Below are 23,663 nucleotides of genomic sequence, written 5' to 3'. Positions count from 1 at the left end.
GGGTTAGTGAAGCTGAGAGAGATAAGCGGTGATGACGTCGAGATCGTGATCATTCAAATGCATTGCCGGCATTAATGAGCCGGGCTTCATGGAGTTCGGGTCTTCTACCCACTTCCTTAGATTCTCCGGCGTGTTTTGAATCGGCCCGGAGGCGATAGTGTCCCGGCTGGCGAGGTGGGTCAGGTCTGGGCCGAATCGGCCGGTGGCGACGGTTCCTTTGATGGCGTGGCAGTTGATGCAGGCGTTTTTCATGAAGACGGTCTGGCCCTCAACTGCGGCAGCGTTGCCGGGGAAGTCCTGCTGGGCGGGCTTGTTCTGCTGCTCGATCCATGCGGCGAAGTCCTGCGGGGATTGGGCGTAGACGCGGAGGAGCATCTTTGCGTGCTGGGTTCCGCAGTATTGGGCGCACTGGCCGAGGTAGAGGCCAGCCGCTTCAGGGTCGATCCACATGGTGTTGACGCGGTTTGGAATCAGGTCCGTCTTGCCGGCCAGACGAGGCACCCAGAAGCTGTGGGAGACGTCGGCGGAGGACATGGTGAGATAGGTTGGGGTCGGCGATGCGGGATCGCTGATGGGGACGTGGAGCTCGTTGGCGGTGACGACGCCGGACTTGGGATAGCGATACTCCCACCAGAACTGATGGCCGATGATGGTTATGTCCATGGCGCTTGCTGGCTTGGGAATTGCCTCGGTCCCGAGGATGACGCGCGTGGTGGTGAGGAAGAGCGTTACGACGATCAGAATGGGGATGACGGTCCAAGAGAGTTCGATCTGGTTGCTGCCGTAAATCTGGGCGGGTTCACGATTTGAGTCGGTCGGGCGATGTCGGAAACGTATCAACGCGTAGAGCAAAAGGCCGGCTACGATGAGAAATATGACCAGCGTGATGGAAAGAACCAGCATCGACAGGCCAAAGGCAGAGCGCGCCGGGGTGCCGGCAGGATCGAAGATGTTGGTCGGGGATTGGGCGCAGGCTGTGCCGGCAACCAAAGACACGCTGCACACCGCGCTGCTTAAGATCCAGGCAGGCATGGTCCTGCTTTCAGGGATGTCTGCCGGCGACGGTTTGGTAAAAGGAGACAAGGCGGTATGACCTCGATACGCAACAGGTTGAAGGAGCATCACTAGGGCCAAGGGTCTGAGTAGGATGTTAAACCAATCTGGCCATTGTTGATTGACCTTGCGAAACATTTTCTTTCGTTTATGACATTCACCGCGTTAGATGGAGATGACATTCAAATGGCGGCAGGTTTATAGGAAGAAATTTTTGTAGATTCAACCCTGCCGCTGCGGGTACTATATGGCAGCTAAGTGAAGCCTGGTTAGGAGAACGCTGCCGTCCATAGCCACAGCCACAGCCACGCTTCCTTCGATTGAGAAGGCTCTACTCGAACAGGGGAGATTGCAGGCCTTCGGGGTCTCGAAAGTTACTGAGGCCGACCCCCACCAAACGAAAGCGCTGGCCGGGTTCGAGGTTTATACGCTCTCTGAGGAATAGAGCGATTGCGGTGAGTTCCTCGCACGATTCGGGAGGCTTGGACGGAGTGTGGCTGCGCGTGAGGATGTTAAACTCACTCGTTTTCAGTTTCAAAACCACGGTGCGAGCGACGCGGCCGTCCTTGCGGGAGGCCGTCCACACTTTTTCTGCGAGGCGTCGGACCAACTCGTCGGTTTGGGACAGTGGGATATCGCGCTCGAAGGTGTCCTCGGCAGAGATGGATTTTGTTGGCCGGTCTGGAATGACCTTGCTGTGATCGATTCCTCGGCCGAGCTCGTAGAGGCGTATTCCGTAGCGTCCGAAGTGTGCTTCAAGTTGGCTCGACTCCAAAGCCTGCAGGTCAGCGATGGTGAGAACAGCGATCTGTTTGAGCCGGGCTTCGGTGACCTTTCCGACGCCGGGAATACGTGCGACGGGGAGTGGTGGCAGGAAGGTTTGAACCTCTTTGGGTTGGATGACGAAGAGACCGTTCGGTTTGCGCCAGTCGGAGGCGATCTTGGCGAGGAACTTATTCTGCGCCACGCCGGCGGATGCGGTCAGGTGTAACTCGTCGTGAATCTGCTGCCGAATGGTAATTGCTACTCGCGTTGCGGTGGGCAGGCCCGTCTTGTTTTCGGTGACGTCGAGATAGGCTTCGTCGAGGAGAGAGGCTCGATCAAATCGGTGTGTCGCTGGAAGATGTCGCGGACCGCCCGTGAGACGGCACGGTAACGAGTGAAGTCCGGTGGTACGAAGATGGCATCCGGGCATAGTCGCTCGGCGCGGGTGGCGGGCATTGCAGAGTGGACTCCGAAGCGTCGCGCCTCGTAGGAGGCGGCACATACTACCGACCGGTTGCCGCGCCATGCTACGACGACGGGTCTTCCGCGCAGCCCCGGCTCGTCACGCTGCTCGACTGAAGCATAGAACGCGTCCATATCTACGTGAACGATCTTGCGAATCATGATTCAGTTTCCATGATAGGCCTCGATCTTGAGATCGACGAGGTCGTGCGAACCAGCGACCTCTTGATGAATCCCGAGAGGTGGGTCATCTCTGTGCTTTGTGCAGTTGATTGTGAGAGGGGGACGGATGCCCGGACGTCTTGCGTAAATCTTTTGCGCTTGATGGAACCCGATGCGGGAGTAGTTCAGTGGCAGATCGTCAGCTTCCCAAATCCCAAAAAACCATCCCTTTATTTTCAACAATTTAGATGTTTTTTACCCCCCTTACTGTCCACGTAAGCAGTCGAGGTGGACAGTATGGCGAGCAAGACGTACTCAGAGCGCGTCAACATCATCAAGTACGTCAAGGCCAACCAAAGGTTGGCGCTTTGCCCCGGTCGTAAAGCGTCCGAATGGGAGCATTCGTTGGGATCATGTGCTGATCGGTGGAAGAGCTCAGGCCCATCCCGAAGGCAAATACTTCATCGAGTGGCGTGAGGATGGAGTTCGCAGACGCAGGAGTGTGGGAATCATTCCATCCGACATTCTGGCCGACGCCCAACGGCAACGTGCCCTACTCATTGCAAAGGCAGCGGCCGTTGAAATTGCGGAATCTGAATCCAAGCCAGCGACGCGGCAGCTCCTAGTCGCTGACGCGGCGGAGCGATTTCTCCGCGACACCAAGATGAACAAGGAACCATCTACGTTCAGTCATTACAGCCATTGCCTCCGACTCTTCAAACAATCGCTGACCAAGGCCTCCATAGATGCCATCGACCGAGACGACATGATGGACTTTCAGGCCTATCTCTACAAGCTCGGGCTATCGCCGAGGACCGTGAAACACAAGACTGTGATCGTGATGTCATTCCTGAAAGTGAATGGCGTAGGTACCCTTTTCGATCGCAAAGGACATCAAGCGGCGCAAGCAGATGAAGTACGGACGGTTGCTTAAAGGGCCGCTCATGCTCACTCCGAAGGAGTTCAACGAGACGGTTCTGGGTGACGGGATCGGCTTCAAAACCACCGAAGCCAAGGAGATGATGCGGATACCGTTGCAAGCCGAGGCGCAACACATTCAACTGATGGGCGACACCGGGGCCGGCAAGACGACACTCATCCACCTATACAACGGCAACGCGGCACTCCTCACCGAGAGCCTTGAAGTGATTCAGAAAACCTCAGCCGTCATCCTCTCCGCGCTCGAAAACCCCGCCGAGATCGCCGCAAACGCAACAGAACCCGAACTGGCGCAAGCCAGCTAACGCTCTCTATGGGCGAACGGCCTCACGCCGTTCGCTCAAACGCCCCCGAACGCCCAACAGCAGAAGGAGAATCACCATGAACCCGAACACCGCCACAGAGTACCGCAACCTTCCCCTCAACGTACTTAAAGAGTCCACCACCAACCCGCGCCGAATCTTCGAGGATGCAGCCCTCAAGGAGCTTGCCGAATTAATTCGAGTCCAAGGGCGTTCTATCGCCCTTGCTCGTTCGTCCTCTCACCGGGCAAAGCTTCGAGATCGTGGCCGGAGCGAGACGCTATCGCGCCGCACAGATGGCCGAAGCCGCAACCGTTCCCGTTCGCATCGTCAACCTCACGGATGCCGAGGCGATGGAGGCCACTTTGATCAAAAACCTGCAACGCCGCGACGTTCATCCGCTGGAGGAGGCGCAGGGCTTTCATGCGCTCTTGAATCTGGAGGAGCCAAAGTACAGCATCGAGCGGATCGGCGCGAAGGTCGGCAAGGCACCCGCCTAGGCCGCCAGCCGCGCCCGATTGGCGGAACTAATCCCGCCAGCCGTCGAGGCTTTCTACGCTGAAGAGATTGGCGTCGGCCACGCCTTACTTCTGGCGAAGCTCCAGCCAGCCCAACAGGAAGCGGCCCTCAATAACTGTTTCCGCGAGGAGTGGAGCAGCCCGGCTGTATAGGCCTGTGCGGCCTTGTTTGCAATAGCCTGCGCCTGCAGCCAGTTCACAGAGAGACTCGCCAACTTGTAGTAGTTACCAAGAGTCCCGGTCAGCGTGCAAATTGCTAGGTATGGTTCCAACTCAGTGAACTGCAACACCGACGCGGGAGAATAATGTGGATGCAATCTTGTTCCCCGGGAAGATCGCGGTCACACTCTTCTGCCTCGCTGCTGCTGGTAGCGAAACAGCGCAGCATAGCGTGGAAGCTGCGGGTATCTGATAAGGGAACCTCTCTCAAAGCGTTGCTGAGAAACTTAGTGCGTTTGGATTGGTACGGATTCATCGCAGTGTTGTTGTGAACGTAGCTCATATCGAAGAAATTAGGCGATGTGTCACCGGCGTGTACTTGGTTCGAGTCAGTGGCGGCAAGAAGTACACGATAACCCGCACCTACAAAAACAATCTGAGATTTCTTGCGGACATATGGCTTGGCACCGAGATTTAGACGGCCAATCTGTCTCGTATGCATTTCGTATCGGGTCAATTTCGGCTTACTTCTGATCAAGCTTTGCAAAGAACTTCCGTATATCGGCAACCAAGAGATCGGGCTGCTCCAGAGCCGCGAAGTGTCCGCCCTTCGGCATGTCAGTTTTTTGTACTATGTTGTGTGTTTGAGTAATCCAGCTAAACGGCGGGACAGCCACCTCCTTCGGAAAATCCGCATACCCCACAGGAGTCTCCAGGCGTGGCGTTGGCACCATTTCCTCTATGGTGAGCCGGTTCTCACGATAAATTCGCATGGCGGAGCCGATCGTGCCGGTCGCCCAATAGAGCGTAACATCGGTTAAAAATGTGTCGCGATCCACAGCCGTAAGAAAATCGCCGTTGTTGTCAGTAAGCAGTTGAAATTTGCCAATCATCCAGGCCAGCCACCCCACTGCGGAGTCAGTAAGGGCGTATGCAAGAGTCTGCGGTTCACTGGCCTGGAGGAAAAAGAAGCTGCTCTCTTCCCGGTCAAAGTAGGAATACCGCTTCCGCTCAGCATCGCTCATTTTCGCAACGGCTTCATGGTTCGGCGGTGGCACGTAAATCAGGTTCAGATGCAACCCGATCACGTGCGTGGGCGCCTGGTAAGCCATGTCTTGGGCTATTGCCGAACCCCAGTCACCACCCTGTATGCCGTACTTGGAATAGCCCAAACGATCCATCAGAACAACTAAAGCCTTCGCCATACGCTGTGGGCCCCAGCCACGGGTTGTGGTGGGTCCGGAATATCCAAAGCCAGGAAGCGAAGGAATAATGACGTCAAATGCCGGACTATTTTTGTCCTTGGGATGGGTGAGCGGCGCGATGAGCTTCTCAAATTCCAAAATCGACCCGGGCCATCCGTGAATCAGCATCAACGGTACGGCGTCCGCGCGGGGAGAGCGCTGATGGATAAAATAAATCTGCTGTCCATCAATTTCGGTTGTGAACTGGTCAAACTGATTGATCTTCGCTTCTTGCGCACGCCAGTTGTAGCCGTTCTGCCAATAGTCCGCGAGTTCCCGAACTTTCTTGATGTCGACGCCGTACTCCCACGTCGTGCCCGGAAGTTGATCGGGCCATTTGGCTTCCGCCAAACGGCGGCGAAGATCGATTAGAACTCGGTCGGGAACATGCATCTTAAACGGCCGGATTGGAGAAGGTTCAAGCTTCTTCGTCGCTTGAATTTGTCCAAGTGCAATTACTGAGTGTAAAAGCAACGCGGCCAGCAGTAGCTTCTCACACTGCCAACCTGTCCTTTTCGTTTTCTCGAATCCAGTTTTCATCATGCTCTTGCTTCACTCAATGATTTTGAGGTTGCTCTCAAATGGCCATCCTTAAATCTGATGCGACGTTCCATCCCACGACGCGCCGGTGAGAATGACGAAGATCCATCGGTTCTGGCTTATCTAGGAGCTGTGAACCGAAATATAGGCGTGGTCGAGAACTTAGACGAGACATAGATTTATGTCGTATGTCGGATTTGCACCAGATATTGCGCCACGCATGACCCGACGTTCGGTTGTTGGCGATTCAGGGTTAGGTCGATATTCGACGTGACCCATCTTGTCCCGCACATTCTCCGGCCTTGCGCCTTCGCGCGGCATACAGTTGAAATGCAAGGTCCGAAGGTGTCTTTAGCCCGTGGTTGGCGGAGTCCGACGTTTCCTCGACAACAGCTGCTGGCGAGCATTCGCGGGCATCGTCGGTGCGGTCATTGAAAAGCCGTGAGGCGTGCCGTTTGACACGTCTCACGGGCTCGTGTTCCCACCCCTGCGTGCCGTCGCGTCTGGGGGTAAACCTGGGAGAGTTCAGACACATACGCAAGGGAAAGAATGCCTTTATCGTTGGAGTCGGGCAGGTCCGAATCTCTGCGAGGAGTGATTGCAAGCATTCGCGGGTAAAGCAGAATGCGGGTGTGTACGTGCGTAATCTGCCATCGAGGCGCCGATGCGTATGTCTGCCGGTGTCAAAAGGAAGGCATGAATTTCGCCCTTATGGGGGCCGTTTTGCACCGTTGCCATGCCTGAGATTTGTCCGAGCTCATTGATATTGCTAGCTGCGATTATGAGGAGGTTGGAATCGTCGGGAATTACCGCATTAAGGTCGGTGATCACATCGTCCTGCCAGATGAAGCCGTGGGACCAGTCGCCATTCGAGTCAAAGGTGCTTCCCACCACCTGGCCCCGGTTGTTGATGCCGGTGGCAAAGGCGGCAGAATCTCCCGGAAGAAGTTTGAGGCTTTTGACTTCGCCATCTGCGCCCTGCGGCCAAACTGCGGCAAAGTAGCCCGCAGCACTGCCGATTTGCCCGACGATCTGACCGCTGTTGTTAATGGCGTATGCGGAACTGAAAACTCCGTAATCCTTAAGCGGGAAGACAGTCTTGTCTTTCCACACTACGGCGTGAGCCTCGTTGCAGTTTCCGGAGTAGCCTACGGCGTGGCCTCGTTCGTTAATCCCGTTTGCAAAACCGTCTACATCGCTTCTACTTGCCAGAGGAAGAGCTTTGACGTTGCCTCTTTCCCATAACGCCGGCAACGTAATTCGATTGTTCTTCACGGTGTCTCCGCATGTGGAGTCCAGGGCACCGTCTTCTGAAAATCCGACGATTTGTTCGCGGTTATTGATGGCGTTGGCCCACCCATTAATTCCGCCGAGCGTGGGAAGAGCACTCATGTGGCCTTCTCGCCAAAGAAACGGAACGCACTCAAGATGTGTGCCAAAGCCGCAAAGGTCTTCGCCGTTCGGATCCGTCTCAGCTGTTTCGGAGAAACCAACGGCTTCCCCGAGGTCGTTGATCCCGCCATAGTCAGTCCAACTGTTGGCGTCGGGTTTTCCAAGCGTGCCCAGGTCGATGTTGAATCCGTAGATGCTGATCACGGCGCGGCCACTTGCAATTGTCGTAGACGTACTTGTCTCAGGAGGGTTCACGATCCCATCCATGTTCTCCGCCCAACCTAGATTGTTGAGGCCCATGACCATGGCGAAGTTGTTCGTGTTCTTGTTATTGCCCAAGTCGGTCATTTTGTAGCTCTGTTGAGCGAACGCATTGCCGAAGCAGGCCAAAGCAATCGTTGTCACCCACAGTGTCCGGAAATTCCGCAACTGTATAAGCATGTTCATATCTCCTTTTTCCTCCAGTAAAGTTGTGTTGCCGAGATGATTGGCGTATTACGTCAGGTACCAGTCGGCGCTCTGACAGTTAGCGTGCAATTGACAGCAGAATTGGCTCACAACTGCACGGATTCCTGTTGAGTGAGAAGTGCATGTGTGTTCCACGTTCAGAACAATTACGTGAGACTACAGGCCCAGCTCTTCAGAGTCCGAAAACGACTGGCGAACTAACAACCTCGTTCAAATTGTGTTCAGAGCCTAGCTCAATGAAGTTGATAAGCCAGGCCTAATCTGCTCGGCGATTGAGAAATGCGATGAGCCGAGGGTTTCGTGCGTCAGGCCGTGGAATGCCGATTCACACTTTTAGCTAAAATGCTATGCATGAATCGAGAGAATGTCCTGAACTTGCGGTCGTTCTGGCAAATCCAGATCATTGGATGGTGCTGCTTTTATCTTTTCCACCTTCTGGAATCCATTCATGCGTTCTTGACTAAGCGTGTGTTCTTCCGTGAAGAGACGGTGCCTGTCTTCTTCATGTTCCTGGGAAGTTTTGTCCTCCGCCCTTTTTGCCGTTGGCTGCTGCGACAATCGCGGTCCTGGATCGCTTTTGAATTGAAAGCAGCCGCGGCGGCCATGGTCACATCCATTCCCGTAGCCTGCGCAGCCGGCCTCATTTTGCAGAATTTCAATCATGTGCCCTGGCACGCTTTGGTTACAGTTTGGGCGTGGTCTTTTTTCATGCTCTTCATGTGGTGCAGTCTGTACTTCAGCATTAAGCAATGGCAGCAATCGAGCATGGAGAAGGAGCGGCTACTTCGCGCCGAGTCTGAGCTGAGAGAGGCGCGCCTGCTTGCACTTCGCTATCAGTTGAATCCACACTTCCTATTCAATTCGCTCAATGCCGTCTCCACTCTCGTTCTGGATGGAAATGCGCCTGCGGCCACGCGGATGCTGGCACAGATCGGAGATCTTCTCCGCACAAGCCTGGATTCCGAAGTCACAGCAGAGGTGACGCTTTCTCAGGAACTGGCCTTTACCGAAGGGTACCTGGCGATCGAGCAAACAAGGCTGGGGGAGCGGCTAAAAATCGATATGGCTGTTCCATTGGAAACGCGGGATGCCCTAGTGCCGAACATGTTGCTGCAACCGCTCGTTGAGAACGCAGTGCGCTACGGAGTGGCGCCATTGATCGAAGGTGGGTGGATTGCGATCAAGAGCGCGCTCGATGCCGACAGGTTGCGAATTGTCATCGGGAACTCCGGACGGCGTGGTGAGGGTGAGCAGAAGAAGAATGGAAATGGAATCGGACTCGGAAACACGGCGGAGCGCCTGAAAACACTTTACGGGGCGAATTTTGAGTTCTCGCTTGGTTGGCCTGAAGCGGGCGGTTGCGAGGTCGTGCTGGAATTGCCGTTACGCAGGACTCGGAACCTGCTGGAGGCTTCGCCGTGCGCGCTCTAATCGTCGACGACGAGCCCTTGGCGCGTCGTGGCGTCGTTCTCAGGCTACGCAAATTCAGGGATGTCGAGATTGTTGGGGAATGCGCAGATGGGCATTCCGCAGTGGAAAGAATTCTGGAACGATCTCCCGATGTTGTGTTCCTCGACATCCAGATGCCCGGAATGGACGGTTTTGAGGTGCTGCGGGCGTTGCCTGGAGAAAGGCTGCCCGCATTCATTTTTCTGACAGCGTATGAGCAACATGTTTTGCGGGCATTCGATGTTCATGCGCTGCATTACTTGTTGAAACCGGTGGACGACACACGCTTCGCGGCAGCGGTTAGTCGAGCTCGTGATCTGGTCGACTCCGCATTAAAGGCCGACATGGCACAGCGGGTCATGAAAATGCTGGACCGCACCTCAGGTGGATTCGCGTCCCGGTTTACGGTGCAAGCTGGATCCCGCATTCAAATCGTCATTGCGGAGGATGTTGAGTGGATTGGGGCTGCTGGTGACTATGTTGAACTCCACGTCAACGGTCGTTCTTGCCTGTTACGCGAGACGATGGCGTCTCTCGAACAGAGGCTCGACCCGGCAAAGTTTATCCGCATACACCGCTCCCGAATTGTGCAGTCCAAAGGCATACTGGAGCTGCGATCCATCGAGAACCGCGAGTTCACGGTGAAGCTTTCGGACGGCTCGGAGCATCGCTCGAGCCGCACCTACGCGGATCGACTTGAGCGCTGGTTGTCATCAGGTAGGATCTGACAAAAATAGGCTAACTCTGAGTCGACTGTCCAACGGCAGCGATGGGACGTCACGACTACCGGGATAAGCTCCGTCAATCGGGCGCGGCTGGCGGCATAGGCGGGTGCCTTGCCGACCTTCGCGCCGATCCGCTCGATGCTGTACTTTGGCTCCTCCAGATTCAAGAGCGCATGAAAGCCCTGCGCCTCCTCCAGCGGATGAACGTCGCGGCGTTGTAGGTTTTCGATCAAAGGGCCTCCATCGCCTCGGCATCCGTGAGGTTGACGATGCGAACGGGAACGGTTGCGGCTTCGGCCATCTGCGCGGCGCGATAGCGTCTCGCTCCGGCCACGATCTCGAAGCTCTGCTCGGTTGTATGCCCTGGAAAGAGAGTCGCATATTGGATCAACGTCTGCAGTTTTTGGCGAGTTATCAGAAAGAACAGATGTCGGTAGCAGACCTGTTTCGCGCGTATGGAATCTCGCGTTCTACGGCCTACCGCTGGATCAATCGCTACAACAGAAGGGGCCGGAAGGGCCCGTAGATCGGAGTCGCCGGCCACATAGCTGTTCCCATGCGACGTTGGAGCCGATTGAAAACGCGATTCTCGCGCTGCGAGCCAACCATCCATCCTGGGGCGCACGAAAGCTCAAGGCAAGATTGGAGATGTTACAGCCCGAGGCAGTGTGGCCTGCGGCCAGTACCTTTGGCAATATCGTGAGTCGTTCAGGATTGACCAGTCCGCAGAGGAAGAGAAACGCACCGCGCCGTGTTCAGAGCCGTTCTCGCTGGTCACGGGTCCGAATCAGCTATGGTGCATGGACTTCAAAGGCTACTTCGCCACTGGCGACGGTGAGCGCTGCGATCCATTCACCATCACCGATGCGTACAGTCGTTATTTGATTCGCTGCCAGACGTCTCGCGCATGGATGTGAGTCAGGTCCGGGCGATCTGCGAAGCAGCCATCCGCGAGTACGGAGTGCCCGCAAGGATCAGAACCGACAACGGCGCGCCTTTCGCGGGTACCGGGCTACTAGGACTGTCGAAGCTCTCGCTCGGCTGGATGAAGCTCGGGATCGTGCATGAGCGCATTCAAGCAGGCCGACCGCAACAAAACGGCCGCCATGAGCGGATGCATCGGACACTGAAGGAGGACACGACGAAACCGCCTGCGCATCGCTTCGCGCACAGCGGAGCCGCTTCGATAACTTTCGCTACGTGTTCAACAATGAGCGACCGCATGAGGGCCTAAATAACCAGGTCCCAGCGAGTCTCTACCACCACAGCTCCGTCCGACTGCCACGCAAGTTGCCGGAGTTCGCGTACTCGAAGGGTTTCCTTCTGCGACGGGTGAACAATAGTGGAGACATCAGCTGGCGCAAAAACAGAGTCTTCATCAGCGAGGTATTCCGCTTCGAAGAGTTGGCGTTCGAATTGATCACGCCAGGGTTTTATAGAGTCTTCTTTCGAGACATGGAGATCGGAGAACTCAATGTAGAAGAGCTTCGTTTTAGAGTTGCGCGGCGAGTGGTCTGAAGTTGCCGCTGGACACGACCATTCCGCACCCCTGACCCTTATATAGCCAACGAATGCAATGTAATGCCCTCGGCTGAGTGCTCACAATCGCAACCACGCTAGTGCGTGTGTGTGGCACTAACTTGCCTCAAACAACGGCCTTCGTGCACTGCTACAACTGGCCGTTCGAACTAGCCCGAACCAGACAGCTCCGGACGGTTCGCAATCGATCCGGAACTCACAGGGCTCTCGGCTCAGGACTCAATAAGTGAATTGGCCTGATAGCGCCATAAGCGCTCAACTCGACGGAAACCGGCTTTGCAGGCAATTCGACAGTCGCTCCCGATAGCCTTCTAAGGCATCCGGAGGGTGTCTGTCACGTTGTTGAATTTCTGCTCCAACCGGACAACCGGTACAAAAATGATATTAGGGTTTCCAAAAAGTCATGATCAAATCCGCCAACCACAACAAAGGCTCCGCCAAGATAAATCGGCTTCGTCGGTGATTGATGAAATTGCAGTTTCGCCATGATTTGAGCGACAAGAAAGAACAGCACAACGTAGATGTCAAGGAGCTTTCCGAAATCAACGGTGGTCTCAATGGGTCGACGCAACACTCCAGCTCAGACCCACATTCATTGAAAACAAAATCTGAAAGCGCTGGCTAGGGTTAGATCAGCCGGAACCTTACCCTGGCTAGGTTTGGCCACATCAGCCAAACAGATCGATTCTTCAGGGTAAGCATTTGTGGATCAGCTGATTAGATAGTGTTGCATCGACCGGTTGAGCTGGCAACCGTTGGAAGAGTTGAGAAACAAGCTGTAGCACACTAGGACTGCCGCGCCCACAAGAAACCACCCGGCGCGTCTCATTCCTGAGGCATGGTAAAGACCAGATTGAAAACATGCATCGCCCTGGACCTCGAGATACGCTGCGAGGGCAAGAACTGCGAATGTACCGGCAGGGGTGGAGACCATCTGGTAAGTTGATTCATTCTGCTCCTTGGAAACCGCTGTTTGATGTCTCTGTATCACCTGGATGAAGTGACATTACCAATCGACTCGCTGCCGTTTGCCTTCTCGCGTCAACATAGACATCGGGTTAGTTATTCTTCACGGAAGCGATAGCCGATATGGCTCTCGGTCAAGATATAAACGGGGCGAGCAGGATCGTCTTCAATTTTCTTTCGCAATTGATTGATGACAACTCGCAGATATTCACGCTCGTTGCCATAAGGCGGTCCCCAAATGGATCGCAGTAGATTTTCATGCCTGACGGGTCTACCGGCATGCTCCATCAAACAACGGAGGGTCTCGTATTCTTTTGGAGCGAGGTGGATCTGTTCACCTTTTTCTCAACGAGGCGGCGATTGGCGTCGAGCGTGATGTCGCCCACGATTCTGATTAGATCTGTTTCTCCCATCGGTGCGTGGCGACGCCGGATGACTGATCGTAACCTTGCGGTGAGCTCACGAATCTGAAACGGCTTCGTGACATAGTCAAATGCGCCCGCGTCCAACGACTCGACGATATCCTCTTCATCGTCATGAACAGTGAGCATAACGATTGGCAGTCCGGGAAAGGTATGACAGATTCTTCGACACGTCTCCTTGCCTCCCATACCTGGCATGTTGATATCGAGGAGAACCGCGTCATAGCTGACCATGCGCAGTTGCACGAGGGCCTCTTCCCCGTTGTGAGCTTCCCCGACCGCAAATCCTAGCGCTCCCAACGTTTCGAACAGACTCTGACGTATTCCTGCATCGTCTTCAACGACGAGCACCTTGCTTTTCTGATTCACGCTTTCTCCTTTGCCATGCGGGGTAGTGCGATAGCGAAGGTGGTTCCATTCACTTGATCGCTTTCAACCCAGGTTCGCCCGCTATGCGCTTCAGCGATGCGCCTAACTACGGAGAGACCGATCCCGGTGCCTGAGATCGTCTTCACAGACCCAGAGCAACGATAAAAACGTTGAAATACCTTCTCTTTTTCGTCATCCGGAATAAACGAGCCTTCGTTTTTAATCCTGATAACCAGTTCCGCTTCTTCTTCCTGAACCGCGATGGCCACCTGAGAGTTGGGACGACCATACTTTGCAGCATTGTCGAGGACCTGAAAGAGTGCCATTTGAAGAAGCTTTACATCTCCATATACGGCGTTGTGCCCCGAGCTCATCTGGAAGTCAATCGAATGCCCATCCAGTTCCTGTGATGATCCCGTGATGGCGCGTTCGATCAACTGAGCTACGTCGACTTGCTCACGCTTGACCTTCAGATCGCCACCATCCAGCTTCGCAGTAAGGAGAAGATGATTGGAGAGGTCGCTAAGGTGTCCCGCATGGCGGTCAATCAAGCCGACCAGTTTTTCTTCAGTGCCCGACAGGGTGTTCATCGCGAGGAGGCCGGAGCTTGAGGCTCTGATCGTCGTAAGCGGGCTCTTGAAAGCATGTGCGAGGCCATCCAATATGGCGGAGCGCAGTTGCTCACTTTGTTTTGCCGCTACTGCATTTGCTTCGGTTGAAAACGAGCGCGCCCTTTCGATTGCAACTGCGGTAAGCGAAGAGGCTGCGTCAATTGAGACTGGGTCGAGCGAATGCCCGCAGAGGATGAGAGATCCTATAGGCCGGGTCCCTAGCCGAAGGACGCGCTTGGAAATACCAGTGCTCAAGTCATCCTCATTTGTTTCGAGCAAGTAAGCGGAGCGAGCCTCGTCATCTGAGATATCACAATCTCCACTCTGCCACTGATGCACCTCATGGGCCTTCCAAAGGGCTATTCCTCTCACCCCTAGGCTTGAACGTAAGAGGTCGACGAGTTGTTGATCGACCGCTGCTTCCCGATTGAGGAGCAGAATATGCTGACTGAGTTCGTAAAGCTTCTGCTGTTGAGCTTGACGCCGCTCTAACTCGCGAGCGTGGTGGCTCACTCGGTCTGAGAGGCTGCTGACGATCAGGGCCGTTGCTTCAAAGATGAGGAGAGCGATCCAATCGTGTGAATCTGTGATGTAGAAGTGGAACAAAGGTTGGGTGAAGAAGTAGTCGAGGCAGGCAACGGACAGAATTGAAACGACGCTCGCTTCGAATAAGCCCCAACGAAGCGCGATGACCACCACTAGAAAAAGGTGGATGGAGGTGGCTGCGGAGAGATTAAAGTGAAGGCGGTAGGAGAGAAGCGTCAACAGCATTCCAGCGGCACAGCCGCCCGCAATCCTGCGTAGGACCAACTGGATTGGTCTGGCAATCATTCGGTCGCCCCTGCCGGAACTATAGCGATTCAGGCATAAACAAACCGTTAAGAAGAACCTTATGCATTGCTAACGATGTACACGGTTCACTGAAAGTGTCGCTCTTTTCCGACATATGAGGTGATTCGACATGAACTTACTTAGAGGCCTTCTTTCACTAGACAGAGCAGCACGTACGTCCCTTGTAGAGGATATGGTCGTGTCCCTTCAACAGCAGAACGAGGGCCAGCACACTCACAGGTGGGGGGACAGAGCGTCCTGGGATCTGTTTTATCTAGCGTCATCTGCCCAATCATGTGCGGTCTGTTGCTGGTTGCGGGGCAGTTGGCCCATGCCCAGTCGACGTTTGGGAGCGTCAGAGGCAACGTCTTAGACGCTAGCGGAGCGGCGATTCCAGACGCGCAGATCGTGCTGCACAGCACAGATGAAAATACGGAACGCAGAGTCGATACGGATGCTTCAGGAGCCTTCATCTTTGAGAACGTGAAGGCCGGCAAGTACACGCTACGTGCCTATCGCGATGGCTTTGCCGACACAGTCGTGTCGGGAATTTCAGTGGAAGCGCGACAGGATTTGAGACTTGGAGCTACACTCAACGTCGCGGCACAGTCGACAACTGTGGAAGTATCGGGCGCAGCCGACCAAATCAATACGGAAAATGGAACGATCAGCGATTCGAAAACTAATATCGAAATGGCGCAGCTGCCCCTGAATAACCGTGCGACTACTACAAGTCCGCTCGGCGCGCTTGGCCTGTCTCCCAACGTTCAGACGGATAGCTCCGGCAATATCGCTCTGGGCGGAGCGAGCTCCTCGATGGTGAATTTCTCCGTCGATGGTATTTCAACTGCCAACGTGCGGCAGAATGGAGCGCTTCAGGACGCCTATCCATCGCAGGAAGGAATTGCTGGGGTTAGAGTTACCGCATTCAACAATAGTGCGGAGTTCTCCCAGGTTGGCGATGTAACATTCACCACCAAGAACGGGACAAGCCAATATCACGGGAGTGTCTTCGAGTATTTGCAAAACCAAGCGTTGGATGCCGATCCATATGGCTCCAGCGGGAAAGCCCCCAAGAAATTCAATACGTTTGGCTTCTCGTTGAGCGGGCCGATTGTGATTCCACATGTCTATGACGGGCACAACAAGACGTTTTTCTTTGCGGACTATGAAGGCAATCGGCGTAGCACTGCGGTGTTTCAGCAATATGTCGTTCCAACGGTCGCGGATAGGAACGGCAACCTCTCAGATATAGGTGGTCCTACGATTCCATCTACCCAGATTAGCCAGACTGCCAGGGCGCTGCTCGCTTACTATCCATTGCCAAACGTGGCAGGGGCCCTTAACCAGACGCAGGCCATCAACTACCAGAACTTTCAAGCGACTCCTGCCCGCACCGACGGTGCGGACATCCGGGTTGATCAGACGATCTCGTCCAAGCAATCGATTTACGCGCGCTTCAGCCGCAAGAACATCACCACGGACTTCGCGAACCTCTTTCTGCCGGATGACTCGGATTCCATTCACAATCGGAGCCTGTTGATTTCGCATACCTACACGATTACCCAGAAGCTACTGAATGAGTTTCGCTACGGCTTCACGAATGTTACGACCAGTGTCGACTTCCCGATTCAAGGTTCCACTGCGCTGAGCCAGTTGGATCTTACTGGAGTGGATATCAGTCAGCACCCACTAACCCACGCATTCCCCACCTTCAATTTCAGCGCGGGAACCCCGTTTCCAGTGATTGGAAGAGATAAGGCAGGAGTCACGCAATCGAAGACGACGCAGTTCAGCGATAACCTGACTTACAGCTTCGGCAAGCACACGGTGAAGGGTGGGATCGATATCCGTCGTGTTCGGTACTTCGATCTGGAGAGCTTTGCCCCACAGTTTGCCTCAGATGATTTCGGGGCCTTCATATTTCAACCATCGTATGGGAACGCCCAAGGTGATCAGTTTACGGGCAATGCCTTTGGCGACTTCCTCGAAGGCGCGCCGACCACACTTTACTTCGCTGTTTCCAGCCCTGATGTCGGAGGAACCGCCAAGCAATATAGTTTCTTCGCACAGGATGAGTTCCAGGTAAACGATCGTTTGACGCTCAGCTATGGTCTTCGCTGGCAGGTTCTCCCCGGCTTTCAGGAGGACGGCGGTAATCTGGCAAACTTCGATCAACGGAATAACTCGATCGTTGTTCCTGATGCTTTGGCTGGATACCTGACCAGCCAGAACATTACCTCTTCCAATGTCGCTTTCCAGCAGTCCTTCAATGCGTGCCCGTCCGGCACGGCTGCGGGGTCGACCATTCACGGGATACCGTGCACTGGATATATCACGGCCAGCCAGGATGGATTGCCGCAGAGTCTGCGCCAGACCTATAAAGGAGACTTCCAGCCGCGCATCGCGATTGCCTATCGCCCGTTCAATGACACAAAGACGGTGGTGCGTGCCGGATTTGGCATCTATACGATGACCAACCTGGGACCGCTTTCGTTCAACAACAGCGGCAACCCAACCTCGAATCTGCACATTTATTCCAACTCCAACACGGCGGGGCCTAACACTCCACAGATCGTTTTCCCAAATACTGCGCCTGCCACTTCCGGCGGCCCGACCTTTGGCGGTGGCGGATTGGATCAAGGAGTCGATCCCACATACCGCGATCCCCAGTCGAACCAGTGGAACGTGACTGTGGAGCGGCAACTGTCAAATGCTACATCGCTTCGTGCTAGCTACGTCGGGATGCACACCTACCGGTTGAACATTACCGAGGATCTTAACCAGATTCTCGCCAGCACGACTCCGTACAACACGGGAGCGACGGCTGGAGCTTTCGTGGATTCCCGCGCGCCATATCAGAATTGGACTACGCTGCTCAGCACGTTCAATGCAGGTGAGGCAAACTATCACGCGTTCGAACTGCAGGCGACGCATCGTTTGGAGCGTGGACTCTATGTGGATGCAAACTACACCTACGCAAAAAGTGAGGCTGACAATCAGGGTGATGCGCCAAGCGCGTTCGCCGGTGAGGTCAATTACGGACTTCCCATTGCCGATCGGTTTCATATCAAGCAAAACCTCGGCAATGTTTCCGGCACACGTCGCAACCGCATGTTGCTCACGGGTATGTATCAGCTGCCTTTTGGCAAGGGCCGACAGTACATGAATACCAGCACAGTCAAGGACCTATTTCTGGGTGGCTGGGATCTGACAACTATAACACTGCTTGAGACGGGCCCCTGGCTTACTCCCAGCATCAGCGGCTCTGCCGATCAGTCGAACACGAACGTCGTCAATCGCAGCGCTGTGCTGCGTCCGGATAGGGTACCGAAGGGGACGGCCGGAGCTGTGACCTACAACAACCTTTCTTTCCTGGCGACCCCGGCAGGAGCAGGTCGCTTCGGAAATGCAGGAGTTGGGATCATTCAAGGTCCTGGCACAGCTACGGTTAGTCTTGGTGTAGCGAAGCGGTTCGCTGTCACCGAGAAGATCCATGCGCGGTTCGAGACAACCTTCACGAATGTTCTGAACCACACAAACCTTGCGCCACCCGTTACGGCGATCGACAACTCGCTATTTGGGCAGCTGACTGGACCGCAAACGGCGGAGAACGCGGGAAATCGGACGGGACAGGCGGCGTTCAGAATCGATTTTTAATTGGATTGCCGCTTAGGGAGGCGTAGAGATTCTTATCGTCTCCCATTTATTCATATCCAGCATTTGCCGCGCGAAAAGCAGGCCACGGAAATGATAGAGCGTGGAAAGCATGGAAAGCCATAAGACGGCTTCCCACCCTTTCCACACTCTTTGGAAATCCCTTCGGGATTCCCACATTCCCACGGCCTCGACGCCGGGATATATGTTTTGTCGTACTCCTCAGCTCGAATCATCGGCAGCGCAAGGGGCCAGGAACGGATGTCTCAGGTCCACAACGTAACGCATGTCCCGGTACACTCACCCCTTAGCGTTTTGTCCTACTCGGCGTTGCGGGGAGGGTGGACCGCCCCGCAGAGATTCGCTCTCAATTTGCAAGACTTTTCTCTTTAGGGGGCACAGAGGGGATATTTCTCTTTTGCTTGTTGGGACTCTTCGGCGTTTCAGAGTAGCGACGTGTGACCGCGCTAAACGCTAAAAACACACAGCACCTAGGAGCTGGTGAAACGTCAGATCGCGAACAGGATCAGATGAGATAACCGTGGACGATATCGATCATCTCTGCAACTTCGGCACGAGCCTCGTCGCTCTCGGCGATCACCTGAAGGCTGCGCAGACGTTCCTCCATGAGGTCTGCTATCAAACCGCTCATTGCCCCCCGAGCCGCGGCCGCTCTTTGAAGGAGAACAGTAAACTCCGGCTCCTTTGCAAGGGAGCGCTCCAGCGCGACGATCTGCCCCTGGATACGGCGCAGCCGCGCGGAAATACGTTGATTGCGGCGCTCAATGGGTGAAGATGTTCCATTCATTCGCTTACTCCATTGCCGATTCAATGATCGACCAGCTCAGGGTTGAGACGTCATCTTCGATAGAGAGGCGCATCACCACCTGTTCAATAGCTTCGTTGTTCCGGCCTGCTGTCGTTATCTCGGCGCGGATGTGTGCTTGCTCGTTCGTGTCGTTTGGTTCCCCATGGATGGAATGCAACATAACGGGGAGCGGCGTGATGGTGGAAAGTAGTAAAGCGCGGATGTGGGCGGCAGCGGAAACTTTGCAGTCAAGCTTCAACTCATAGAGCGTCTCGGCAGGAATTGCTTCGGGGAGGACGGGGTGGAGGCGATAGGCCAGCGGCCGGAGGATCATATTGGTGAAGAGAACCGCGAAGGCAAGCACAAGCGCCAGATGAAAAGAACCGAGCCCAGTAAGTGCGCCAATGGCGGCGGAACACCAGATCGTGGCAGCCGTATTGAGCCCACGCACGCTTGCGCCATCCTTGAAGATGACCCCTGCGCCGAGAAAGCCCACTCCCGATACGATGTAAGAGACGATCCGTCCACGCGCGGAAGGATCATTGTCGAGCAGGAGTCCGCACATGACGAAAGCCGCAGCTCCTGCGGCAACGAGCGCGTTGGTGCGTGTGCCAGCCATGCGCTGCCGCCATTGCCGTTCCAAACCAACCGTCGCGCCCATTGCAATTGCGAGCAACAAGCGAATGGCAAACTGAAGTGTACTGATTCCGATCATGTCTTTCTCCGTTCAGGTGGCATGAAAGACGAGGGAGGCTGTCAGTCTCCCTCATCCACTAAAACCGGAACTTTGCTGCGATCTGACCGATACGCGGATCGGCTGCTTTGGTGACGAAACCAAAAGTACTGCCCTGGTTGCCGATGTTCCCGTCAACCGAGTTGCCCCCGAAAAACTGCGCGTGGTTGAAGACATTGAACATCTCCAAACGAAGCTCCAACGAGCGGGCCTCGGTGAGGTTCGTCACTTTGTGGAGAGCCATGTCGAAGTTGTCGATGCCGGGGCCGTAGAAGTCGCGGCGTTTGGAGTTGCCCTGCGTTCCGAGTGCATTTGGGGTGAAGGCCAGATTGTTGAAGAACGGCTTGCCGCTCCGTGGGTCGCGATTGATCTTGTAGCCGGTGCCGTCGTAGTTCGGCATGTCGATGCTCGTCGCATTGACGCTGTTGTTCTGCACTTGTACCAGGTAGTTGTCACCGAAGCTGGCAAACGTCACCGGCACGCCAGTAGCGAAACGAGTAATGCCGGACAGTGCCCATCCGCTGGTCAGCCGATTCGGATGCCACAGACGAGCAACAGGAAGATCGTAGTTGTAGCTGACGACGAAGTTATGTTTCAGATCGAAGGCGGATATTCCATCCAACCGGTGATAGTCATACGGATCGACTTGCTCCTGGATGCTTGAGGTCTGATCGTAAGACTTAGAGTAGGTGTAGCTGGCGAGTAAGGACAGTGGTCCTGCGGTTCGCTTGAGGGTCAGCTCAAGCCCGTTGTAGTGCGAGTTGCCCATGTTCTCGTAGTACGCATCGGTTCCGATCTGATTCGGAAAGGGGCCGCGCGTTCCATTGACCACTGTGCCATCAGCTCGCGTGTAGACGAGATTCTCTCCAAGCGGTCCGCAGGTTGGCGAACCAGGCGCGACCTCCGATGGCTGACTCAGGCTGAGGCAGAGGCCAGGACTGCCGGGATTGGCTCCATGTACGGTCAACAGGTGCCTCCCAAGCGAACCGACGTAGGCAATGCTGAAGAGGGTGTTCGCACTCATCTGCCGGTCGATGGAGAGGGTGTACTGCATCGAGTAGCTGGTTTTGTTTTTGTAGTACACGCTGCCGGCTCCGCTGATGGGGAAGTAACGGTTCCAATCAACAGCGTTGTCGGGATTGCGGGTTGAGACGTTGTACGAAGGCACATTTACAGGAAACTGTTGGAGATACTGCGTGCCCGAGAGAGAGCCAATGAAGGGTGTCTCCATGACCGGCGATTCCGGGCTGGTGTAGGTCAGGCCGTAAGGAGGATTCCCCGTTGGGTAGGCGACAGTGAGTCCCTGAGGCGAAGTGAAGAACCGGCCACCTCCGACTCGGATGCTGGTCTTGCCTGGGCCACCGGTCAATTTACCGATCAGCCCATCCGAAAAGTTCGGGGAGTAGGCTAGTCCAAATCGTGGAGAAAAGTTATTGAGCGGTGTAGGTGCAATCGCGTTCGGAATCTTACCCCCGCCTGGAAGCGGATCTCCCGGCACGAGATAACCCAATGGCGCGCCCGGGAACGTAGCCGACTCTACGCCTGCCACGAAGGTCGTCGTCTGGTGATATTTCTCTGCCCAGGGAGTTACATAATCCCAGCGCAGGCCGTAGTTGAGAGTAAGATTCGGGCGGATACGAAAGCTGTCCTGAGCGAACAAGTCACCATCGGCCGCACTCTCGTAAAACACCGGCGTGGACTGCTGCGAATAGAAGTCAGGCGTACCCAGGAGGAAGTCGGCGAAGCCGTTTCCAGTTGTCTGGTTGCCGGTGCCAAAGAAAGAGAACGTCCCGTTCGCGACCAGGTTGGGGTTCTGTTTGACCTTGTACCAGATGTAGCGTCCGCCCACCTTGAGGGTATGGTTGCCGATGGTCCGCGAGAGACTGTCTCCCAGATCGTATGTGGTGTTCACCTGAGCGATGGAGAACGGATTCGTTCCTACCGAAAAGCTGTTGAAGAACATCTCTTCAACGCCGGCCTGCTGCGGGAAGCCCTGGACGATACCTTGGCCGCCCGCCTGAATGCCCTGATCGGCAAGCGTGACCCCGACTCCGCCCTGGGGTGTTCCAATGTGGTTGTCAAGACGAGTGATGCCGAACCGGGCCTCATTGACGGTATTCACGCCGAAGGTATGGATGTTGCTAAAGATGACAGTCTGGCCTACGCCTACCGAGGTCACATCGTAAGCGAAGCCGTTGCCGGGTAGAGTGGCGCCCCCAAGGCCGCTCGGATATGGATCGTCGAGGTTGTAGCGGTCGTTGAAGTAGTAGATAGAGGATGTCCCGAATCGATTGGAGCTAAAGTCGAGACGGCCACCGAACTTGTTGTCATTGATGCCGCGTTTATAGGCGCCGGAAGAGAAGGTTCCATCCGCGATGTTGCCCGTGGGAATGTATTGCAGCATGCGTTTCGGCGCCGTGCCCCACGCACTCATGGGTATGATCGCGTTTGGAAAGACGCATTGACTCGAAGTTGTGCAGCCGTTTGTATAGAAGGATTCGTTCAGCCTGACCTGATAGCCGAGGCGCTGGCTCAGAGTCTGCGCAAGGTAGGGTCCGTTCACAGTCCCAGTGAGGCTGTCTGCGGAATCCGTGAAATCCCCATTGCGATTCGCGTTCGTGGGAACGCTGACGGAGCCGGTCTCAATGCCCTGGATGAAGCGTTGGCCCTGATAGTCGCCGAAGAAGAAGATCTTGTCCTTACGAATCGGTCCACCGATGGTGCCACCGTCCTGGTTTTGATGGAAGGCCGCGCGCTCGGGCGAGAAGTAGTTCCGTGCGTCCAGATGCGTGTTGCGAAAGAATTCGAATAGATTTCCATGAAAGGTATTGGACCCGGACTTCGTCACCAGGTTGATGATGCCACCCGTGAAGCTACCGTACTCTGCATCCACATTGCTCGATAGAATGCGGAACTCGGCAATCGAATCAAGGTTCGGGATGATCCCGGCCTGCTGGCCGATGGTCTCCTGAACGCTTGCGCCGTTGAGGTAGTAGGCGTTATCGGATTCACGCTGCCCATGAATGGAGAACTGGCCTGTGTTGGTCTCGCCTGCGGCAGGTACTGTCCCAAAGCCGCCGCCAGAACTTGTGTTGGCCGCACCACTGGTCGTAATCGGGGAGACACCGGCCTGAACCGCGAGCAGGTCCGTGTAGCTCCGCCCGTTGAGTGGAATATCGACCACCTGCTTGCTCTCGATGGTCTGGCCTATCTGCGTGTCAGTGGTGCGGACCTCAGCGGTGTTCTCAGTGACTGTGACGACTGAAGATGCCTGTGCAATCTGCAACGGAACATCAATCGCGAGGGCCGTGTTCACATCGATCTTGATCTTGCTCGTCTGTTTGTACGGGGTGAATCCGTCCGCCGTTACATCAAGCTCGTATTGACCAACCGGGACCACAGGAAAGGCGAATACACCCTCTCCATTGCTGATCGTCTTCTGCGTTACTCCAGTCGCAGTGTTGATCAGAGACACGCTGCTGCCGGAGATGAGGGCACCGCTCGCATCTTTCACCGATCCGGTTATCCTTCCGCTTCCTGTTTGAGCAC

The 23,663-nt window shown here is 55.2% G+C and carries 22 protein-coding genes and 2 pseudogenes; 12 read left to right on the top strand and 12 right to left on the bottom strand.

Features of this window, described 5'->3' with window-relative positions:
• Window positions 1-3: 3 nt before the first annotated feature.
• Window positions 4-1,032 carry a cytochrome c oxidase subunit II gene (gene coxB / locus RBB80_RS31050; RefSeq protein ID WP_433965969.1) on the bottom strand — a complete coding sequence of 343 codons (1,029 nt, stop codon included), beginning with the start codon at window positions 1,030-1,032 and terminating at the stop codon, window positions 4-6.
• Between the two features lie 352 nt (window positions 1,033-1,384).
• Window positions 1,385-2,415, bottom strand: a pseudogene (dinB, locus tag RBB80_RS31045) (DNA polymerase IV).
• Window positions 2,416-2,857: 442 nt separating this feature from the next.
• Here dinB and RBB80_RS31040 point away from each other — a divergent pair.
• From RBB80_RS31040 to RBB80_RS31020, 5 genes and pseudogenes are all read left to right on the top strand, one after another.
• The gene (locus RBB80_RS31040; RefSeq protein ID WP_433965968.1) at window positions 2,858-3,376 is read left to right on the top strand and encodes a phage integrase SAM-like domain-containing protein; all 519 of its coding nucleotides are present in this window, start codon (window positions 2,858-2,860) and stop codon (window positions 3,374-3,376) included.
• Window positions 3,354-3,686 (top strand): hypothetical protein, encoded by a 333-nt coding sequence (locus RBB80_RS31035; protein WP_433970116.1) that lies wholly within the window; start codon window positions 3,354-3,356, stop codon window positions 3,684-3,686. The genes RBB80_RS31040 and RBB80_RS31035 overlap by 23 nt, the downstream gene beginning before the upstream one ends.
• 221 nt (window positions 3,687-3,907) lie before the next feature.
• Complete coding sequence (locus tag RBB80_RS31030; RefSeq protein ID WP_433965967.1) at window positions 3,908-4,183, top strand: ParB/RepB/Spo0J family partition protein; 276 nt, start codon at window positions 3,908-3,910, stop codon at window positions 4,181-4,183.
• 18 nt (window positions 4,184-4,201) lie between these two features.
• A complete protein-coding gene (locus tag RBB80_RS31025) occupies window positions 4,202-4,354 on the top strand; it encodes a hypothetical protein (protein WP_433965966.1) in 153 nt (50 codons plus the stop codon).
• A gap of 289 nt (window positions 4,355-4,643) precedes the next feature.
• Window positions 4,644-4,838 (top strand): annotated as a pseudogene (locus RBB80_RS31020) (LytTR family DNA-binding domain-containing protein); the annotation flags it as partial.
• A 46-nt stretch (window positions 4,839-4,884) separates the two neighbouring features.
• On the opposite strand, the gene RBB80_RS31015 reads toward RBB80_RS31020, so the two are convergent.
• A complete protein-coding gene (locus RBB80_RS31015; RefSeq protein ID WP_433965965.1) occupies window positions 4,885-6,147 on the bottom strand; it encodes an epoxide hydrolase family protein in 1,263 nt (420 codons plus the stop codon).
• 552 nt (window positions 6,148-6,699) lie between these two features.
• Window positions 6,700-7,983: a hypothetical protein gene (locus tag RBB80_RS31010; RefSeq protein ID WP_433965964.1), complete on the bottom strand. Its 1,284-nt coding sequence runs from the start codon at window positions 7,981-7,983 to the stop codon at window positions 6,700-6,702.
• A 321-nt stretch (window positions 7,984-8,304) separates the two neighbouring features.
• Between RBB80_RS31010 and RBB80_RS31005 the strand changes: the two genes are divergently transcribed.
• Genes RBB80_RS31005 through RBB80_RS30995 form a run of 3 tightly spaced genes read left to right on the top strand, consistent with a single transcriptional unit; the run spans window position 8,305 to window position 10,399 of the window.
• Window positions 8,305-9,435: a sensor histidine kinase gene (locus RBB80_RS31005; protein ID WP_433965963.1), complete on the top strand. Its 1,131-nt coding sequence runs from the start codon at window positions 8,305-8,307 to the stop codon at window positions 9,433-9,435.
• On the top strand, window positions 9,423-10,181 hold the full coding sequence (locus tag RBB80_RS31000) for a LytR/AlgR family response regulator transcription factor (RefSeq protein ID WP_433965962.1): 759 nt from the start codon (window positions 9,423-9,425) through the stop codon (window positions 10,179-10,181). Before RBB80_RS31005 ends, RBB80_RS31000 begins: the two co-directional genes overlap by 13 nt.
• 41 nt (window positions 10,182-10,222) lie before the next feature.
• Window positions 10,223-10,399 (top strand): hypothetical protein, encoded by a 177-nt coding sequence (locus tag RBB80_RS30995; RefSeq protein WP_433965961.1) that lies wholly within the window; start codon window positions 10,223-10,225, stop codon window positions 10,397-10,399.
• Between the two features lie 8 nt (window positions 10,400-10,407).
• Here RBB80_RS30995 and RBB80_RS30990 read toward each other — a convergent pair whose 3' ends face one another.
• Window positions 10,408-10,569: a ParB N-terminal domain-containing protein gene (locus tag RBB80_RS30990; protein ID WP_433965960.1), complete on the bottom strand. Its 162-nt coding sequence runs from the start codon at window positions 10,567-10,569 to the stop codon at window positions 10,408-10,410.
• On the opposite strand from RBB80_RS30990, the gene RBB80_RS30985 reads away from it, so the two are divergent.
• From RBB80_RS30985 to RBB80_RS30975, 3 genes are all read left to right on the top strand, one after another.
• On the top strand, window positions 10,537-10,704 hold the full coding sequence (locus RBB80_RS30985; protein WP_433965959.1) for a helix-turn-helix domain-containing protein: 168 nt from the start codon (window positions 10,537-10,539) through the stop codon (window positions 10,702-10,704). The genes RBB80_RS30990 and RBB80_RS30985 overlap by 33 nt on opposite strands.
• A 142-nt stretch (window positions 10,705-10,846) precedes the next feature.
• Complete coding sequence (locus RBB80_RS30980) at window positions 10,847-11,095, top strand: hypothetical protein (RefSeq protein ID WP_433965958.1); 249 nt, start codon at window positions 10,847-10,849, stop codon at window positions 11,093-11,095.
• Complete coding sequence (locus RBB80_RS30975; RefSeq protein ID WP_433965957.1) at window positions 11,092-11,412, top strand: integrase core domain-containing protein; 321 nt, start codon at window positions 11,092-11,094, stop codon at window positions 11,410-11,412. Before RBB80_RS30980 ends, RBB80_RS30975 begins: the two co-directional genes overlap by 4 nt.
• Window positions 11,413-12,051: 639 nt before the next feature.
• On the opposite strand, the gene RBB80_RS30970 is transcribed toward RBB80_RS30975, so the two are convergent.
• The 4 genes from RBB80_RS30970 to RBB80_RS30955 all read right to left on the bottom strand — a co-directional run bounded on the left by RBB80_RS30970 (window position 12,052) and on the right by RBB80_RS30955 (window position 14,916).
• Window positions 12,052-12,288, bottom strand: a complete 237-nt coding sequence (locus RBB80_RS30970) for a hypothetical protein (protein WP_433965956.1) — start codon at window positions 12,286-12,288, stop codon at window positions 12,052-12,054.
• A gap of 491 nt (window positions 12,289-12,779) precedes the next feature.
• Window positions 12,780-12,971 (bottom strand): winged helix-turn-helix domain-containing protein, encoded by a 192-nt coding sequence (locus RBB80_RS30965; protein ID WP_433969980.1) that lies wholly within the window; start codon window positions 12,969-12,971, stop codon window positions 12,780-12,782.
• Entirely contained in the window at window positions 12,971-13,474 is a 504-nt protein-coding gene (locus RBB80_RS30960; RefSeq protein ID WP_433965955.1) for a response regulator transcription factor, read from the bottom strand. Before RBB80_RS30960 ends, RBB80_RS30965 begins: the two co-directional genes overlap by 1 nt.
• A complete protein-coding gene (locus RBB80_RS30955; RefSeq protein WP_433965954.1) occupies window positions 13,471-14,916 on the bottom strand; it encodes a sensor histidine kinase in 1,446 nt (481 codons plus the stop codon). The genes RBB80_RS30960 and RBB80_RS30955 overlap by 4 nt, the downstream gene beginning before the upstream one ends.
• Window positions 14,917-15,156: 240 nt before the next feature.
• Here RBB80_RS30955 and RBB80_RS30950 point away from each other — a divergent pair, with 240 nt between their 5' ends.
• Window positions 15,157-18,576 (top strand): carboxypeptidase regulatory-like domain-containing protein, encoded by a 3,420-nt coding sequence (locus RBB80_RS30950; RefSeq protein WP_433965953.1) that lies wholly within the window; start codon window positions 15,157-15,159, stop codon window positions 18,574-18,576.
• A gap of 523 nt (window positions 18,577-19,099) precedes the next feature.
• Here RBB80_RS30950 and RBB80_RS30945 read toward each other — a convergent pair.
• From RBB80_RS30945 to RBB80_RS30935, 3 genes are read right to left on the bottom strand one after another with little or no spacing between them, the layout of a single operon-like run.
• The gene (locus RBB80_RS30945; protein ID WP_433965952.1) at window positions 19,100-19,381 is read right to left on the bottom strand and encodes a metal-sensing transcriptional repressor; all 282 of its coding nucleotides are present in this window, start codon (window positions 19,379-19,381) and stop codon (window positions 19,100-19,102) included.
• A gap of 4 nt (window positions 19,382-19,385) precedes the next feature.
• Window positions 19,386-20,096, bottom strand: a complete 711-nt coding sequence (locus RBB80_RS30940) for an MgtC/SapB family protein (protein ID WP_433965951.1) — start codon at window positions 20,094-20,096, stop codon at window positions 19,386-19,388.
• Window positions 20,097-20,154: 58 nt separating this feature from the next.
• Entirely contained in the window at window positions 20,155-23,628 is a 3,474-nt protein-coding gene (locus tag RBB80_RS30935; protein ID WP_433965950.1) for a carboxypeptidase regulatory-like domain-containing protein, read from the bottom strand.
• Between the last annotated feature and the right edge of the window lie 35 nt (window positions 23,629-23,663).

The organism is Tunturiibacter gelidiferens, assembly GCF_051013345.1.
In the GTDB taxonomy this organism is placed as follows: Bacteria; Acidobacteriota; Terriglobia; order Terriglobales; family Acidobacteriaceae; genus Edaphobacter; species Edaphobacter gelidiferens_A.
This window is presented reverse-complemented; position numbering and strand designations above follow the sequence as displayed.